Consider the following 15,581-nt stretch of genomic DNA (forward strand, 5'->3'; position numbering starts at 1 on the left):
TCGGACCTCCGACACGGGCGCGGGCTTCCGCGAGCCGTCCGGACGTGCATCCCCGCCGTCAGCCGCGCTTCCGCCAGCCCAGCCGCGGCACCCGGCTCAGCGCCCGCTGCTCCGGCAGGCTCCAGCCGTAGCGCACCGCCAGCAGCCGGATGACCGCCGTGACCAGCACCGCGATCGGCGCCGCGTAGTCGATCACCATCCCGAACCGCAGCGCGACCACGAGCACCACTGTGCCGGCGGTCGCGGCGATCGCGTAGAGCGAGCCCACGTGCATCAGCGCGATCGGACGGTTGAGCAGGATGTCGCGGATCACCGAGCCGCCGACGGCCGAGACGGTGCCGACGAACACCGCGGGCACCTCCGGCACGCCGAGCGAGAGCGCCTTCGTCGTGCCGATGGCGCCGAAGAGCCCGATCGTCAGGGCGTCGAGCGCCGTGATCGTGCCGTCGACCCGGTTGAGCACGTGCTGCAGCAGCATGCCGAAGAGCGACGCCGTCACCGCGACGAGCAGGTAGGCGTTGGTGTGCAGCGCCACGAGCGGGGTCTGCAGCAGCAGATCGCGCAGCACGCCGCCGCCGAGCCCCGTCGCCGTGCCGATGATCGTGACCCCGAGCAGGTCGATCCGGCGGTCGCGGAACTCGCCCGCGAACATCGCGCCCTGCAGGCAGCCGATCGCGATGGCGAGGAGGTCTGCCCAGGCGGGGATCTCGAAGAGGGAGGCGGCCACCGAGCCATCGTTCCACGGGCGGGAGCGGGCGGGTGCCGGTCCACCGCGGGGTTGTCAGGGGTGGGGAGGATAATCGAGGCCATGCCCACCTACCGTGACGAAGCCGTCGTGCTGCGCACCCACAAGCTGGGCGAGGCCGACCGCATCGTGACGCTGCTCTCGCGCAGCCACGGCAAGATCCGTGCGGTCGCCAAGGGCGTGCGCAAGACCGGCTCCAAGTTCGGCTCGCGGCTCGAGCCGTTCATGGTCGCCGACCTGCAGCTCTACGAGGGCCGGAGCCTCGACATCGTCACGCAGGCCGAATCGCTCGGCGCGTACGGCGCGATCATCGCGGCCGACTACGACAGCTACACCGCGGCGAGCGCGATGGTCGAGACGGCCGACCGCCTCACCGACGCCGACGCCTCGCTGCAGCAGTACCTCCTGCTCGTCGGCGCCCTGCGCTCGCTCTCGAAGCACGAGCACGAGCCGGTGCTCACGCTCGACTCCTACCTGCTGCGCGCGCTCTCGATCGCCGGCTGGGCGCCGAGCTTCGAGGACTGCGCGCGCTGCGGCGCGCCCGGCCCGCACGGCGCGGTGGTCGTCCAGCTCGGCGGGGTGGTCTGCGAGGACTGCACGCCTCCCGGCGCCCCGCGCGTCGCCCCGGAGGTGGTCGTCCTCCTCGGCGCCCTGCTCACGGGAGACTGGGAGCACGCCGAGACGACGGAGCCCTCGACCCGCTCCCGAGCGAGCGGCGTGGTCGCCGCCTACACCCAGTGGCACCTCGAGCGCGGACTGAGATCTCTGGAGCACGTCACCCGATGAAGCCGTTCACCCACAGGGACGCCGTCCCGTTCCGCCCCCTCGACTGGACCGGCGTGCACCCGCCGGAGCTGCCGCGCAAGGCGGTGCCCGAGCACGTCGCGATCGTGATGGACGGCAACGGCCGCTGGGCCAACTCCCGCGGGCTGACCCGAGTGGAGGGGCACAAGCGCGGCGAGGCGTCGCTGCTCGACGTGGTCGCGGGAGCGATCCAGATCGGCGTCAAGCACCTCAGCGTCTACGCCTTCTCGACCGAGAACTGGAAGCGCTCGCCCGACGAGGTGCGCTTCCTGATGGGCTTCAACCGCGACGTGCTGCACCGCCGCCGCGACCAGCTCAACGAGTGGGGCGTCCGCGTGCGTTGGGCCGGCCGGAAGCCGCGGCTCTGGGCGTCGGTCATCAACGAGCTGCAGTACGCCGAGAAGCTGACCGAGGGCAACGACGTCCTCACGCTCACCATGTGCGTCAACTACGGCGGCCGCACCGAGATCGCCGACGCGGTGCAGCGGATCGCGGCCGACGTCGCGGCGGGCCGGCTGAAGCCGTCCGGCATCACCGAGAAGACGATCGGCAAGGCGCTCTACCTGCCCGACATGCCGGACGTCGACCTCTTCGTGCGCTCCTCCGGCGAGCAGCGCACCAGCAACTTCCTGCTCTGGCAGAGCGCCTACGCCGAGATGGTCTTCCTCGACCGGCTCTGGCCCGACTTCACCCGCGAGGACCTCTGGGGCGCGATCGAGCACTACGCCGGCCGCACCCGCCGCTTCGGCGGCGCCGTGGACGTGCCGGGGGCGTCGGGCTGATCCGAACCGGCCCGCCCTTCGCTCAGCGATCCGTCTCGCAGCGGGTCGGATCGGCGGGGAGGGTCCCCGAGACGAGGTAGGCGTTCGCGATGTCGGTCGCACACGTCGAGTCCCGGTAGACGGCACCGTGGCCGTCCGCCTCCACCTCGACGAGCGTGCTGTTCGTCAGCTCGGTGTCGTGCAGGCGCCGGGCATCGGCGATCGGCGTCGCGGGGTCGTGCAGGTTCGAGACGATGAGGATCCGGTTGCCGCTCGAGTAGGAGAGGGCCGGATCCAGCCGCTCGTATTCACCCCACCGATCGCAGTCCCGCACGGACTCGTCGCCCTCCTCGAGGATCCCGAGCGGGCCCGTGCTCGCCGGTCGCTCGCCCTCGGCCGCTGAGGTGCTTGCTCCGGGAACCGGCGGGACGGCGCAGTAGACGGCGTACTCGAGTGCCCGATCGACGACGGAGTCGTCGGTGCTCGCGACGATCTCCAGCGCCTCCGCGTCGCCGGCCAGCACTCCGTCGAGGACGCCGATGGTCTCGCTCCAGGAGGATCGGGGCTCGTACAGGCTGGTCAGCAGGTAGGACGCGACCTCGCGCCCGCCCACCTCGGTCTTCTCGCCGTCCGGGCCGATCGCCGTCCGCGGTTCCGCCGAGAGCGACTGCAGGAGGGCCGTCAGCTGCTCAGAGGCCGCCTCGCGATCACCGGTGACGGGGCAGGCTCCGAGCGCACCCGACGTGCAGGCGTCGAGCAGCCGCCCCAGACTCTCCTCGAATCCTTCGAGGTCGCTCGTCCGCTGCAGGGCCGCGGTGTCCGCGACGCTGTCGAGGAGCATCCGGCCGACCGTGTCGGGGAACAGCGTCGCGTAGACGCTGCCGATGTAGGTGCCGTACGAGGCGCCGTAGTAGTCGAGCTCCGGCTGCTGCAGTGCCCGCCGCAGCAGCTCGTGGTCCATCGCCACGTCGGTGGTCGAGGCGTGGACGGCGAACCGGCTGGTGGTCGCGCACGCCTCCACCGCCCCCTCGCCGTCCGCGGCCAGTGCCTCGGCGTCGCAGGCGAGATCTGTCTCGGGAGTGAGTCCTCGCGGCTCGATGCCGACCACGTCGTACTTCTCGAGGACGGGAGCGGCCTCCGGCACGGTCGCCAGGCCGAGGGCCATGTCCCGCGCCGGCACACCCGGTCCGCCGGGGTTCACCATCAGCACCTCGTCGTGCGGTCCGCCCACCGAGACTCTGATGAGCTCGAGGTCCACCGAGTCGGAGGTGTCGGCCCGGCTCCAGTCGATCGGCGCGGCGATCGTGCCGCATTGCACGGCCACTCCGTCGAGCTCGGGCAGCGCCTCGGCCGGGCAGTCGGACCAGGACGGCCCCGCGTGGCGGGCGAGCCAGGAGCTCACCTGCGCCGCGGGCCCGGTCGTCGCGTCGACGACCGTCGCGGGGGCGCCGGCGGCGCAACCGGACAGCGTCAGCGCCAGGAGGCACCCCGCGCCGATCATCGGATTCTTCTTCATCGTGTCCATCCCTCGTGAATCGCTCGTCACCGCTCACGTCGCCGCGACGCGGCCGTCGGCTCGTGATCCGCACGGCGTCCACTCGTCTCGCGATCGGCGGCGGATCCGGACGTCTCCGCGGCCTCGACGAGGCGGCGTCGCATGCGAGTGGTCAGCGTAGGGAGCGGGAGCCGCGGGAGACCGGGCCGGCGTGCAGTGGGCGCTGTTCGGAGGTGATCGCGGCGCAGTGGGTCTACTGTTCTCCGACCGCCCGCCGGCGGGACACCTCGGCCGGTGCGGGGAGTCGGCGTCACGGGGCAGGGGAGGGCCCGACGGCGCCGCTGGCTACCATCGGAGCATGACGATCGAGACCAGCACACTCCGCGTCGGGCTCGTCGGCTACGGGCTCGCGGGCCGCGTCTTCCACGCGCCGTTCGTCGAGGCGGACTCCGACTTCGACCTGGTCGCGATCTCGACGAGCGATCCCGAGCGGGCGGCGGCGGCGGCGTCCGCGCATCCCGGCGCCCGGATCGTCGGCGGCCTCGACGCCGTGCTCGCCGAGCGACCCGACCTGGTCGTCCTCGCGACGCCGCCCTCCGTGCACCGCGAGCAGGCCGAGCAGGTGCTGGCCCACGGCGTCGCGGTGGTCATCGACAAGCCCTTCGCGCCGAGCACGGCCGACGTCGACGCGATCCTCGCCGCCTCCGAGGCGGGCGGGGCGCCCGTGTTCGTCTTCCAGAACCGCCGCTGGGACGCCGACTTCCTCACGCTGCGCCGGCTGCTGGACGAGGGCGCGCTCGGCGACGTGATCCGCTTCGAGTCGACGTTCGAGCGCTGGAGCGCCCCGAAGACCGGGCGCTGGCAGACGGCGATCGGCCCGGCGCAGGGCGGCGGCATCCTCTTCGACCTCGGCAGCCACCTCGTCGACCAGGCCCTGGTGCTCTTCGGCCCGGCCGTCGTCACCGCGGCGGAGACGCGCGTCGTGCACGCGGGCGGCGCCAGCGAGGACGACGCCTTCGTCTCGCTGCTCCACGAGTCCGGAGTGCGCTCGCACCTGACGATGAGCCGGGTCGCCCGCGCCTCCGCCCCGCGCTTCCGGGTGCTCGGCACGCGGGCCGCGTTCTCGGTCGACGGCCTCGACCCGCAGGAGGGTGCGCTGCGCGGCGGCAGTGCGACTCCGCTGGACGACGACTTCGGAGTCGTGCCCGCGGGTGCCGAGGGCGTGCTGACCGACGAGCACGGCACGGCGGTCGTGCGGAGCGAGCGCGGGAACTACGCGGCATTCCTCGCCGGAGTCGCCCGCACGCTCCTCGACGGAGCTCCGTCGCCGGTCGACGTCCGCGAGGCGCGGGCCGTCGTCGCGCTGATCGAGCAGGCGCACGCTCTCGCCACGCGATGACGCACGACGCGCCCGGAGCCGCCGCGAGGTTGGCGATCCGGGCGTCGAGGGGGATCCTCGGAGGGTGAGCACCGCATCCCCGGCCCCCGCCGATCTCCGAGCGCTGTTCCCCGGCGCCCGCGGGTACCACAACGCCTGCACTCTGGGCCTGCCGCCCCGCGCGACCGCCGAGGCCCTGCGCGCGGACCTCGACGAGTGGTCCGCCGGCGGCGGCACGGCAGCAGGCTACGGAGCGGTCGCCGAGCGCGCCCGAGCCTCCTTCGCGCAGATCGCCGGAGTGCCGGTCGACCGGGTCGCGATCGGCTCGCAGACCTCGGCGATGGCCGCCGTGCTCGCCGCGTCGCTCCCGGACGGAGCGCACGTCCTCTGCGTCGACGGCGACTTCTCCTCCATCGTCTTCCCCTTCCTCGCCCAGGCCCACCGCGGCGTCGTCGTGCGCTCGGTGCCGCTGGCGGCGCTCGCCGACTCGGTCGAGGACGCCGACGACCTCGTCGTCTTCTCGGCCGTGCAGTCGAGCAGCGGGGCGCTCGCCGATCTCGACGCGGTCATCGAGGCCGCCGCCCGCCACGGCGTGCGCACGGCCTGCGATCTGACCCAGGCCGCGGGCGTGCTGCCGGTGGACGCCTCCCGCTTCGACGCGACCCTCACCCACGCCTACAAGTGGCTCTGCTCGCCGCGCGGCGTCGCCTTCCTCACCGTCTCGCCCGAGTACGCGGCCGAGCTGCTGCCGGTGCAGGCCGGCTGGTACTCGGGGGAGGACGTCTGGTCTTCCTGCTACGGACCGGCGATGCACCTCGCCGAGAACGCTCGGCGCTTCGACGTCTCGCCCGCCTGGCAGGCGTTCGTCGGGGCGGAGGCGTCGCTCGAGCTGTTCCGCTCGCTCGACCTCGCCGAGGTCTGGGAGCGCGCCTCCGGGCTGGGCGATCAGCTCTGCGAGCGCCTCGACCGCACGCCGCAGCACCGCGCGATCGTCTCCTGGCCGGACCAGGACGGCGCCGATCTGGCGCGCCTGCAGGCCGCAGGGCTGCGCGTCTCGGGCCGGGGCGGACGCCTCCGCGTCGCCTTCCACCTCTGGAACGACGAGTCCGACGTCGACGAGCTCGTCCGGGTGCTGCGGGAATAGCTCCCCGTCGCCGCGGTTGTCCTCGGAGTGAGCGAAGCGCAGACCCCCATCACCGTCGACATCTGGTCCGACATCGCCTGCCCCTGGTGCTACATCGGCAAGCGCAAGTTCGAGCGCGGGCTGGCGGCGTTCCACGCCGCGCACCCCGACGCGCCGGAGGTCGTGGTCGAGTACCGCAGCTTCGAGCTGTCGCCGGAGACGCCGGAGGACTACCGCGGCGGCACGGCCGAGTTCCTCGCCCAGCACAAGGGCGTCCCGCTGGAGCAGGCGCAGCAGATGCTCGACTCCGTCACGGCGATCGCCGCAGGGGTCGACCTCGACTACCACTTCGAGTCGGTCGTGCACGTCAAGACCGTCCGTGCGCACCAGGCGCTGCAGCACGCGAAGGCGAACGGGCTGCAGCTCGAGCTGAAGGAGCGGCTGCTCCGCGCCTACTTCGTCGAGGGGCGCGACCTCGCGGACTCCGACGTCCTGGCCGCCCTCTCCGCCGAGGTCGGGCTCGACGCCGACGAGGCTCGGCGCGCTCTGGACGAGCAGCGGCACCTCGCCGACGTGCAGTCCGACATCGCGCAGGCGCGCGAGTACGGGATCAACGGGGTGCCGTTCTTCGTGCTCGACGGCCGCTTCGGGGTCTCCGGCGCGCAGGAGCCGACGGCGTTCACCGAGGTGCTCGAGCACGTGCTGTCGCAGCGGGCGGTCGTCGCATGAGCGAGCCAGTGCCGAGCGGGCCGTTCGAGATGCTCGGAGCGATGGACGTGCCCGTCTGCGAGGACGGCGTCTGCGCGGTGCCGGCTCCTGGCGCTCCCGCTGTCAGCGAGCAGGCTCCTCGATCGTGATGTCGGCGACCGTCGCGCCGTAGGCGGCGATCAGCGCGTCGGCCTCCACGAAAGCGCTCCGGCCGCTCGTGCCGGCGCCCATCGCGATCCTGCGGCCGACGATCCGCTCGTCCGCGACGACGGGCCAGGCGGTCGTCGAGCCGATCGGCGTGATCGTGCCGCGGCGGTAGCCCGTCGCCTCCAGCGCCACCGACTCGTCGGGCAGCCTGAGCTTGTTCACGCCGACCACCGCGCGCAGCAGCGGCCAGGAGATCTGCCGGCCGCCGGGGACCAGCGCGAAGACGAAGCCGCCGTCGTGGCGCTTCACCACCAGTGACTTGACGATCGAGCCGGGCTCGATGCCCAGCAGCTCGGCCGCCTCGGCCAGGCTGCCGGCCTCCGGGCGGTCGACGATCTCGACGTCGAGTCCGCGCTCGCGGGCATCCGCTTCGAACCGCGCCGGACCGTCCTCCACGGTGCGGTCCTCCACAGTTCCGTCCTCCACAGTGCCGTTCCCGTCCATCCGTCCCCACCTCTCCGCTCGTTCGCCTTCCCCAACACAGGATCTGGGAGAATCGATACCGATGTCCTCCACTCTCATGGCCGCACCGCCCACGCGCACCGCGCCGGCGCTCCGGATCGGCCCCCTCGAACTCGACGCCCCCGTCGTCCTCGCGCCCATGGCCGGGATCACCAACACCGCGTTCCGCCGGCTCTGCCGCGAGTTCGGCAACGGGCTCTACGTCAGCGAGATGATCACCTCCCGCGCGCTCGTCGAGCGCACCCCGGAGTCGATGCGCCTCATCCGCCACCACCCCAGCGAGAAGGTCCGCTCGATCCAGCTCTACGGGGTCGACCCGAAGACGGTCGCCGAGGCCGTCACCATGCTCGTCGCCGAGGACCGCGCCGACCACATCGACCTCAACTTCGGCTGCCCCGTCGCCAAGGTCACCCGCAAGGGCGGGGGAGCAGCCCTTCCGTGGAAGCTCCCGCTGTTCCGCCAGATCGTCGAGGGCGCGGTGCGGGCCGCGGGCGACGTCCCGCTGACGGTCAAGATGCGCAAGGGCATCGACTCCGACCACCTCACCTACCTCGAGGCCGGCCGGGCGGCGGAGGGCGCGGGAGTCGCCTCGATCGCGCTGCACGCGCGCACCGCCTCCGAGTTCTACAGCGGCCAGGCCGACTGGTCGGCGATCACGACCCTCAAGCAGGCGATCTCGAGCGTCCCGGTGCTCGGCAACGGCGACATCTGGTCGGCCGAGGACGCGCTGCGGATGATGAGCGAGACCGGCTGCGACGGCGTCGTCGTCGGGCGCGGCTGCCTCGGCCGCCCCTGGCTCTTCGGCGACCTCGCCGCCGCCTTCGCGGGCTCGGACGAGCGCTTCACGCCGACCCTCGGCCAGGTCGCCACGGCCTTCCGCCGGCACGCCCAGCTGATCTGCGAGTTCTTCGAGAGCGAGGAGCGCGGCTGCCGCGACATCCGCAAGCACGTCGCCTGGTACTTCAAGGGCTACCCGGTCGGCGGCGACCTGCGCGCGAAGATGGCCTCCGTGGTCACCCTCGCCGAGCTCGACGAGCTGCTCGCCACCCTCGACCCGGACGTGCCCTACCCGGGCGAGGCAGCCGAGGGCCAGCGCGGCCGTGCCGGCTCGCCGAAGACGCCGTCCCTGCCCGACCGCTGGCTCGAGTCCCGCGAGCTGAACGCCGACCAGCGCGACGCCGTCTCGGCCGCCGAGATCCACCACAGCGGTGGATGACCGCGCGCTCTGGGGGTACTCGCTCGTCGACGTCGAGCGGTTCCTGCCGGAGGACCACAGCACCCGCCGCTCCGACTTCGCCCGCGATCGCGCGCGGCTCTTCCACTCCAGCTCGCTCCGCCGCCTCGCGGCGAAGACGCAGGTGCTCAGCCCGACCGCCGGCGTCGACTTCGCCCGCAACCGGCTGACGCACTCGCTCGAGGTCGCCCAGATCGGCCGCGAGCTCGCCACGAGCCTCGACCTCGACCCCGACGTCGTCGACACCGCCTGCCTCGCCCACGACATCGGCCACCCGCCGTTCGGTCACAACGGCGAGCGCGCCCTCAACAGCTGGGCCGAGTCGATCGGCGGCTTCGAGGGCAACGCGCAGACCTTCCGGCTGCTGACCCGGCTCGAGGCGAAGGTGTTCGGCGAGGACGACCGCCCCTACGGCCTGAACCTCACCCGCTCGAGCCTCGACGCCAGCTGCAAGTACCCGTGGCCCGACACCCGCTCCGTCGCCGACCCGTCCGGCCGCGCCAAATACGGCTTCTACGCCGACGACGAGCCCGCCTTCACCTGGATGCGCGAGGGCGCCCCCGAGGGCGTCCGCTGCATCGAGGCCGAGGTGATGGACCTCTCCGACGACATCGCCTACTCGGTGCACGACTTCGAGGACGCCGTCTTCTCCGGCTACATCGACGTCGCCGCGCTCGGCTCCCGCGTGGACCACGACGACCTCGTCGAGTCGATGCACTCCTGGGTCGGCGGGGAGATCGGCCACGACGAGCTCGTCGCAGCGTTCGACCGGCTCGACTCGCTCGACGTCTGGGTCGACTCCTGGGACGGCTCCCGCCGAGACCAGGCCCGGCTGAAGAACCTCACCAGCCAGCTCATCGGCCGCTTCGCCGCCTCCGCCACCGAGGCCACCCGCGAGGCCTACTCCCACCCCGACCTCGTCCGCTTCGGCGGCCACGTCGTCGTCCCCCGCGAGCAGCAGGCCGAGATCGCCGTCCTCAAGGGCATCGTCGCCACCTTCGTGATGTCGCGGAACACCCGCCAGCCGATCTACGCCCAGCAGCGCGAGGTCCTCACCCGACTCGCCGACACCCTCCTCGAACGCGGTGCCGGCGCCCTCGACGCCGGCTTCGCCGAGGACTGGAACGCCGCCGGCACCGACGACGCCCGCCGCCGCGTCGTCGTCGACCAGGTCGCCAACCTCACCGACCAGAGCGCCCTCAGCTGGTTCGAGCGGCTGTGCCACTGAGCTCGCCGGGCGCAGCCCGGCTCGCTCGGACGCCGGTCCCCGCCCGGCGTCCGCGCAGTCGGCTCCTCGGCGTGGTGCGTACCGCAGAGCGGGGCGCGGACGCCCAGCGCGATTCGCTGGCACGCGAATCACGCGTTCGGCTGCACCCTGCGCCGTGCATGCCGGAAGGCCGATCTCCATGCTGGTCGAGTAGGGCGCGCAGCGGCCGTATCGAGACCGACGTGTCCGGCGGGGTGGGAAGCCCTGCTGATCGAGTAGGCCGCGCAGCGGGCGTATCGAGATCCACCAGCGTCAGCAGGACGAGTCTGCAGACCCGCTCTGCTGATGACGGTGGGTCTCGATACGCCGCGTTCCGCGGCTGCTCGACCAGCATGTGCGCAGGAGGCGGGTGCGCCGGTCGGCGCTCCTTCCTGCTGGGTCCGCGGCTGCTCGGCCGGCAGGGGAGGGGCGGAAACGGCGCACTCGGCCGGGGGGCGGGTGGCGGCGGATACGATGGGGGGCATGCCTCGGATTCGACAGACGGATGTCGAGGAGGTCAAGGCCAGGGTCAACATCGCGGACGTGGTCGGCGAGTACGTCACCCTGAAGTCGGCGGGCGTCGGCTCGCTGAAGGGGCTCTGCCCGTTCCACGACGAGCGCAGCCCGAGCTTCCACGTGCGCCCCCAGGCCGGCTTCTACCACTGCTTCGGCTGCCAGGAGTCGGGCGACGTCTACAGCTTCGTCATGAAGATGGACCACACCTCGTTCAGCGAGACGGTCGAGCGGCTCGCCGGCCGCATCGGCTTCCCGCTGCAGTACGAGGAGGGCGGCGGCCAGGCCCCCGAGACCGGCGGACGCGCCCGGCTCATCGCCGCGAACAACGCCGCCGAGGAGTTCTTCCGCGAGCAGCTCGCGACCCCCGGCGCCGACGTCGGCCGCCGCTTCCTCGGCGAGCGCGGCTTCGACCGCGCCGCCGCCGACCGCTTCGGCGTCGGCTTCGCCCCCGACGGCTGGGACGGCCTGACCACCGCACTCAAGCGCCGCGGCTTCTCCGAGGAGGAGCTCACCACGGCGGGCCTCGTCAGCAGCAGCAACCGCGGCGGCGTCTACGACCGCTTCCGCGGCCGCCTCGTCTGGCCGATCCGCGACGTCACCGGCCAGACCGTCGGCTTCGGCGCCCGCCGCCTGCTCGAGGAGGACAAGGGTCCGAAGTACCTGAACACCCCCGAGTCGCCCGTCTACCACAAGTCGCAGGTCCTCTACGGGCTCGACCTGGCCAAGCGCGACATCTCCCGCGGCCACCGGGTGGTCGTCGTCGAGGGCTACACCGATGTGATGGCCTGCCACCTCGCCGGCGTCACGACCGCGGTCGCCACCTGCGGCACCTCCTTCGGCGTCGACCACATCAAGGTCCTGCGCCGCGTGCTCGGCGACGACAGCGGGGTCGGCGAGGTCGTCTTCACCTTCGACCCGGACGCCGCCGGCCAGAAGGCGGCGATGCGCGCCTTCCAGGAGGAGCACCGCTTCGCCGCGCAGACCTTCGTCGCCGTCGCGCCCGAGGGCCTCGACCCGTGCGACCTGCGCCTCAACCGCGGCGACGACGCCGTCCGCCGGCTCATCGACGACAAGAAGCCGATGTTCGAGTTCGTCATCCGGCAGCTGCTGGCCCGCTACGACCTCGACACGGTCGAGGGCCGGATCGCCGCCCTTCGCGCCGCCGCCCCGGTCGTCGCCGAGATCCGCGACCCGGCGCTGCGCCCGGGCTACTCCCGAGAGCTCGCCCGGATGCTCGGCCTGGACATGTCCGAGGTCAACTCCGCCGTCCGCTCCGCCGGCTCGCGCGCGCGCAACGCCCCGGGCGGCCGGGACGAGCGCCCGCAGGAGGACGCCCCCGAGGCGCCCGCCGGCGCCCGGATCGCCGACCTCCCCGTCGACGTCGTCACGCGGATCGAGCGCGAGGCGCTGATGGCCATGCTCCAGCTGCCCCAGGTGATGGGGGAGTCGCTGCTCGCCCGGGCCGCGCACGCCGCCGTCACGAACGAGACCCTCCGCGTCGTCCGCGACGCCGTCGTCGCCAACCTGGAGCGCGCGCAGGACCGCGACTGGGTCGAGCACGTAGCGGCCGACGTGCCCGGGCCGTTCGCCTCGCTCGTGCACCAGCTCGCGGTCGCGCCCATCCCGGCCGCCGACGAGGCCGGCCTCGCCCGCTACTCGAAGGACGTCGCGATCTCGCTGATCGAGCGCGACCTCCTGCGCGAGATCGCCGAGCTGCGCGGCGCCCTGCAGCGCGCCTCGACCGACCCGGTGCTCTCCCGCGCCGTGCAGGTCCGCCTGGTCGAGCTGGAGCGCGAGAAGCGGGCCCTGCGCACCGAATGAGGGCGCCGCGGGCGCCCCGTGCCCTCGATGAGGGACGTGTTGCAGTCGTGTGAAGAAAGCGCTCGACGGCCCGCGCCGGTTCGGAGAGCGCTTCCGCATGTGTTACCACTGAGGAACAGCAATGCGGGCGCTCAGCGTCGTGGCCCCCGTGCGCCCAGAGAACACCGTGCGCCTGAAGGACAGTGCGCCGGATCGACACCGCTCCGCACGGACCCCGTGCGCGACGGACTCTGCGCCGCGGGACCGCGTTCCACGCCGAGGTCCGCATCCGATTTCTGACAGGAAGAGGCAGACGGAGATGACATCCGGATTCACTCGCGGTTCGCGGGCACTCGGCACGGCAGCAGGCTTCGCCGCGGTCGCGCTCGTGCTGGCGGGCTGCTCCGCCGGCGGCGGGGACTCGACCGGCGGCGCGGCCGGCGGCACGCTCACCATCGGCACCACCGACAAGATCACCACGCTCGACCCCGCCGGTTCGTACGACAACGGCTCCTTCGCCGTGATGAACCAGGTGTTCCCGTTCCTGATGAACACCCCCTACGGCAGCCCGGACGTCGAGCCCGACATCGCCGAGTCGGCCGAGTTCACGGCGCCGACCGAGTACACGGTCACGCTCAAGGACGGCCTGAAGTGGGCCAACGGCCACGACCTGACCTCCTCGGACGTCAAGTTCTCCTTCGACCGCCAGGTCGCCATCGCGGCCGAGAACGGCCCGTCGTCGCTCCTCGCGAACCTCGACAGCGTCGCGACGCCGGACGACACCACCGTCGTCTTCACGCTGAAGTCGGAGAACGACCAGACCTTCCCGCAGATCCTCTCGAGCCCCGCGGGCCCGATCGTGGACGAGGAGGTCTTCTCGGCCGACGAGCTGACCGCCGACGCGGACATCGTCTCGGGCGACGCCTTCGCCGGGCAGTACACGATCGCCAACTACGACGTGAACAACCTCATCCAGTACAAGGCGTACGACGACTACCAGGGCGTGCTCGGCGCGGCGAAGACCGGCACCGTCAACGTCAAGTACTACGCGGACAGCTCGAACCTCAAGCTGGACATCCAGGAGGGCAACATCGACGTCGCGTACCGGAGCCTCTCGGCGACCGACGTCGAGGACCTCCGCGGGAACGACGCCGTCAAGGTCGTCGACGGTCCCGGCGGCGAGATCCGCTACATCGTCTTCAACTTCGACACGCAGCCGTTCGGCGCGACGACCGCCGAGGCCGACGCGGCCAAGGCGCTCGCCGTCCGCCAGGCCGCGGCCGATCTGATCGACCGCCAGGAGATCGCCGACCAGGTCTACAAGGGCACCTACACCCCGCTGTACTCCTACGTCCCCCAGGGCCTCACCGGCGCGACCGAGTCCCTCAAGGGCCTCTACGGCGACGGTCAGGGCGGTGTCGACGCCGACAAGGCGGCCGCCACGCTCCAGGCCGCGGGCGTCACCACCCCGGTCACCCTCAACCTGCAGTACTCGAACGACCACTACGGTCCGTCCTCGGGCGACGAGTACGCGCTGATCAAGGACCAGCTCGAGTCGACCGGCCTGTTCACCGTGAACCTGCAGACGACCGAGTGGGTCCAGTACTCCAAAGACCGCTCGAGCGACGTCTACCCGGCGTACCAGCTCGGCTGGTTCCCGGACTACTCCGACGCCGACAACTACCTGTCGCCGTTCTTCATCAAGGAGAACTTCCTCGCGAACCACTTCGACGACGCCGACGTGCAGAGCCTGATCGCCGAGCAGGTCTCCACCACCGACGCCGATGCGCGCACCGCGCTGATCGAGGAGATCCAGGACAAGGTCGCGGCGCAGCTGTCGACCCTGCCCTACCTCCAGGGCTCGCAGGTCGCGATCGTCGGCAGCACCGTGAGCGGAGCCGAGGACACCCTCGACGCCTCGTTCAAGTTCCGCTACGCGGCGCTCAGCAAGGGCTGATCCACCCCTCCGGCCGGCGCCTCCCCACCCGGGAGGCGCCGGCCGTTCTCCACGAAAGGCATCACGTGACGACAGCCACGACGGCTGCGGCGACGGCGCCCACCCGGCGACCGCGCGGCTCCGGAGGAGGACTCGGGCGCTATCTGCTCGTCCGCTTCCTGCTCATCATCCCGACCGTCTTCATCCTCGTGACGATGGTGTTCCTGCTCATGCGCTCGACGGGCGACCCGATCACTGCGGCGCTGGGCGGTCGGCTCACCGCCGACCAGCTGGCCGAGCGCGTGGCCGCCGCCGGCTACGACCGCCCGCTGATCGTGCAGTACCTCGAGTACCTCGGCAACCTGCTGCGCGGCGACTTCGGCACCACCCTGAGCGACAACCGCCCGGTCACCGAGGTGCTGGTCACCTACGGCGCCGCGACCGTCGAGCTCGCCTTCTACGCCCTGATCGTGGCGTTCCTGGTCGGCATCCCGCTCGGGATGCTCGCCGCCTACCACCGCGACCGCACGCCCGACGCGGTCCTGCGCATCTTCGCGATCCTCTGCTACGCGACCCCCGTCTTCTTCGCGGGGCTGCTGCTCAAGCTCGTCTTCTCGGTCTGGCTCAAGTGGTTCCCGGTCGCCGGTCGCGCGACCACGAACACCGAGCTCTCGCTGCAGTTCCTCGAGAACAAGACCGGCATCTACCTGATCGACGCGATCCAGACCGGCGACCCCGCCGCCGTGGCCGACGTGCTCTCGCACGCGGTCCTGCCGGCCGTCGCGCTCGGTCTGCTGACCGCCGGCATCTTCCTCCGCCTCGTGCGCACCAACGTGATCGGGACCCTCGGCACCGACTACGTCGACGCCGCCCGCTCGCGCGGAGTGAGCGAGTTCCGCCTGGTCCGCACGCACGCGTACCGTCCGGCGCTCATCCCGATCATCACCGTCATCGGCCTGCAGATCGCCCTGCTGCTGGGCGGCGCGGTGCTCACCGAGACGACCTTCGAGTGGAAGGGCCTCGGCTTCCAGCTGGCCGAGTACCTCCAGGCGCGCGACTTCGTCGCCGTGCAGGGCATCGTCGCCCTGCTGGCCGTGATCGTGGCGCTGACCAACTTCATCGTCGACGTCATCGCGGCGCTCATCGACCCGCGAGTGAGGTACTGA

General features: G+C 72.0%; 13 protein-coding genes. 10 read left to right on the forward strand and 3 right to left on the reverse strand.

What is annotated here, in order from left to right; genetic code table 11:
* Positions 1–58: 58 nt before the first annotated feature.
* Positions 59–727 carry a TRIC cation channel family protein gene (locus EDF17_RS05955; RefSeq protein WP_243586590.1) on the reverse strand — a complete coding sequence of 223 codons (669 nt, stop codon included), beginning with the start codon at positions 725–727 and terminating at the stop codon, positions 59–61.
* Positions 728–808: 81 nt separating this feature from the next.
* Here EDF17_RS05955 and recO point away from each other — a divergent pair, with 81 nt between their 5' ends.
* Together recO and EDF17_RS05965 are read left to right on the forward strand one after the other, a co-directional pair.
* Positions 809–1,531 carry a DNA repair protein RecO gene (recO, locus tag EDF17_RS05960; RefSeq protein ID WP_123445629.1) on the forward strand — a complete coding sequence of 241 codons (723 nt, stop codon included), beginning with the start codon at positions 809–811 and terminating at the stop codon, positions 1,529–1,531.
* A complete protein-coding gene (locus tag EDF17_RS05965) occupies positions 1,528–2,331 on the forward strand; it encodes an isoprenyl transferase (RefSeq protein WP_123445630.1) in 804 nt (267 codons plus the stop codon). Before recO ends, EDF17_RS05965 begins: the two co-directional genes overlap by 4 nt.
* Before the next feature lie 22 nt (positions 2,332–2,353).
* Here EDF17_RS05965 and EDF17_RS05970 read toward each other — a convergent pair whose 3' ends face one another.
* Positions 2,354–3,826 (reverse strand): alpha/beta fold hydrolase, encoded by a 1,473-nt coding sequence (locus tag EDF17_RS05970; protein WP_166649610.1) that lies wholly within the window; start codon positions 3,824–3,826, stop codon positions 2,354–2,356.
* Between the two features lie 337 nt (positions 3,827–4,163).
* On the opposite strand from EDF17_RS05970, the gene EDF17_RS05975 reads away from it, so the two are divergent.
* The 3 genes from EDF17_RS05975 (at position 4,164) to EDF17_RS05985 (ending at position 7,035) form a co-directional block, all read left to right on the forward strand.
* Positions 4,164–5,204: a Gfo/Idh/MocA family oxidoreductase gene (locus EDF17_RS05975; protein ID WP_123445632.1), complete on the forward strand. Its 1,041-nt coding sequence runs from the start codon at positions 4,164–4,166 to the stop codon at positions 5,202–5,204.
* Positions 5,205–5,268: 64 nt separating this feature from the next.
* A complete protein-coding gene (locus EDF17_RS05980; RefSeq protein ID WP_123445633.1) occupies positions 5,269–6,327 on the forward strand; it encodes an aminotransferase class V-fold PLP-dependent enzyme in 1,059 nt (352 codons plus the stop codon).
* A gap of 27 nt (positions 6,328–6,354) precedes the next feature.
* Positions 6,355–7,035, forward strand: coding sequence for a DsbA family oxidoreductase (locus tag EDF17_RS05985; RefSeq protein WP_123445634.1), 681 nt, complete (start codon positions 6,355–6,357; stop codon positions 7,033–7,035).
* A gap of 102 nt (positions 7,036–7,137) precedes the next feature.
* Here the strand turns inward: EDF17_RS05985 and EDF17_RS05990 are convergent, their stop codons facing one another.
* Positions 7,138–7,632, reverse strand: coding sequence for a YbaK/EbsC family protein (locus EDF17_RS05990; RefSeq protein ID WP_243732801.1), 495 nt, complete (start codon positions 7,630–7,632; stop codon positions 7,138–7,140).
* Between the two features lie 94 nt (positions 7,633–7,726).
* Between EDF17_RS05990 and dusB the strand changes: the two genes are divergently transcribed.
* The 5 genes from dusB (at position 7,727) to EDF17_RS06015 (ending at position 15,581) form a co-directional block, all read left to right on the forward strand.
* Positions 7,727–8,899: a tRNA dihydrouridine synthase DusB gene (gene dusB, locus EDF17_RS05995; RefSeq protein ID WP_185019954.1), complete on the forward strand. Its 1,173-nt coding sequence runs from the start codon at positions 7,727–7,729 to the stop codon at positions 8,897–8,899.
* On the forward strand, positions 8,892–10,145 hold the full coding sequence (locus EDF17_RS06000) for a deoxyguanosinetriphosphate triphosphohydrolase (RefSeq protein WP_123445637.1): 1,254 nt from the start codon (positions 8,892–8,894) through the stop codon (positions 10,143–10,145). Before dusB ends, EDF17_RS06000 begins: the two co-directional genes overlap by 8 nt.
* A gap of 501 nt (positions 10,146–10,646) precedes the next feature.
* Positions 10,647–12,500, forward strand: a complete 1,854-nt coding sequence (dnaG, locus tag EDF17_RS06005) for a DNA primase (RefSeq protein ID WP_123445638.1) — start codon at positions 10,647–10,649, stop codon at positions 12,498–12,500.
* 298 nt (positions 12,501–12,798) lie between these two features.
* Positions 12,799–14,436: an ABC transporter substrate-binding protein gene (locus EDF17_RS06010; RefSeq protein WP_123445639.1), complete on the forward strand. Its 1,638-nt coding sequence runs from the start codon at positions 12,799–12,801 to the stop codon at positions 14,434–14,436.
* 65 nt (positions 14,437–14,501) lie between these two features.
* Entirely contained in the window at positions 14,502–15,581 is a 1,080-nt protein-coding gene (locus EDF17_RS06015; protein WP_123445640.1) for an ABC transporter permease, read from the forward strand.

Source organism: Rathayibacter sp. PhB1 (genome assembly GCF_004362935.1).
Taxonomy (GTDB): Bacteria; Actinomycetota; Actinomycetes; order Actinomycetales; family Microbacteriaceae; genus Rathayibacter; species Rathayibacter festucae.

What these genes read in the sequence shown, in the direction of transcription:
- recO (WP_123445629.1), top strand. Translation starts at nt 809, where the DNA reads ATGCCCACCTACCGTGACGAAGCCGTCGTGCTGCGCACCCACAAGCTG.
- EDF17_RS05965 (WP_123445630.1), top strand. Translation starts at nt 1,528, where the DNA reads ATGAAGCCGTTCACCCACAGGGACGCCGTCCCGTTCCGCCCCCTCGAC.
- EDF17_RS05970 (WP_166649610.1), bottom strand. Translation starts at nt 3,826, where the DNA reads ATGAAGAAGAATCCGATGATCGGCGCGGGGTGCCTCCTGGCGCTGACG.
- EDF17_RS05975 (WP_123445632.1), top strand. Translation starts at nt 4,164, where the DNA reads ATGACGATCGAGACCAGCACACTCCGCGTCGGGCTCGTCGGCTACGGG.
- dusB (WP_185019954.1), top strand. Translation starts at nt 7,727, where the DNA reads ATGTCCTCCACTCTCATGGCCGCACCGCCCACGCGCACCGCGCCGGCG.
- dnaG (WP_123445638.1), top strand. Translation starts at nt 10,647, where the DNA reads ATGCCTCGGATTCGACAGACGGATGTCGAGGAGGTCAAGGCCAGGGTC.
- EDF17_RS06010 (WP_123445639.1), top strand. Translation starts at nt 12,799, where the DNA reads ATGACATCCGGATTCACTCGCGGTTCGCGGGCACTCGGCACGGCAGCA.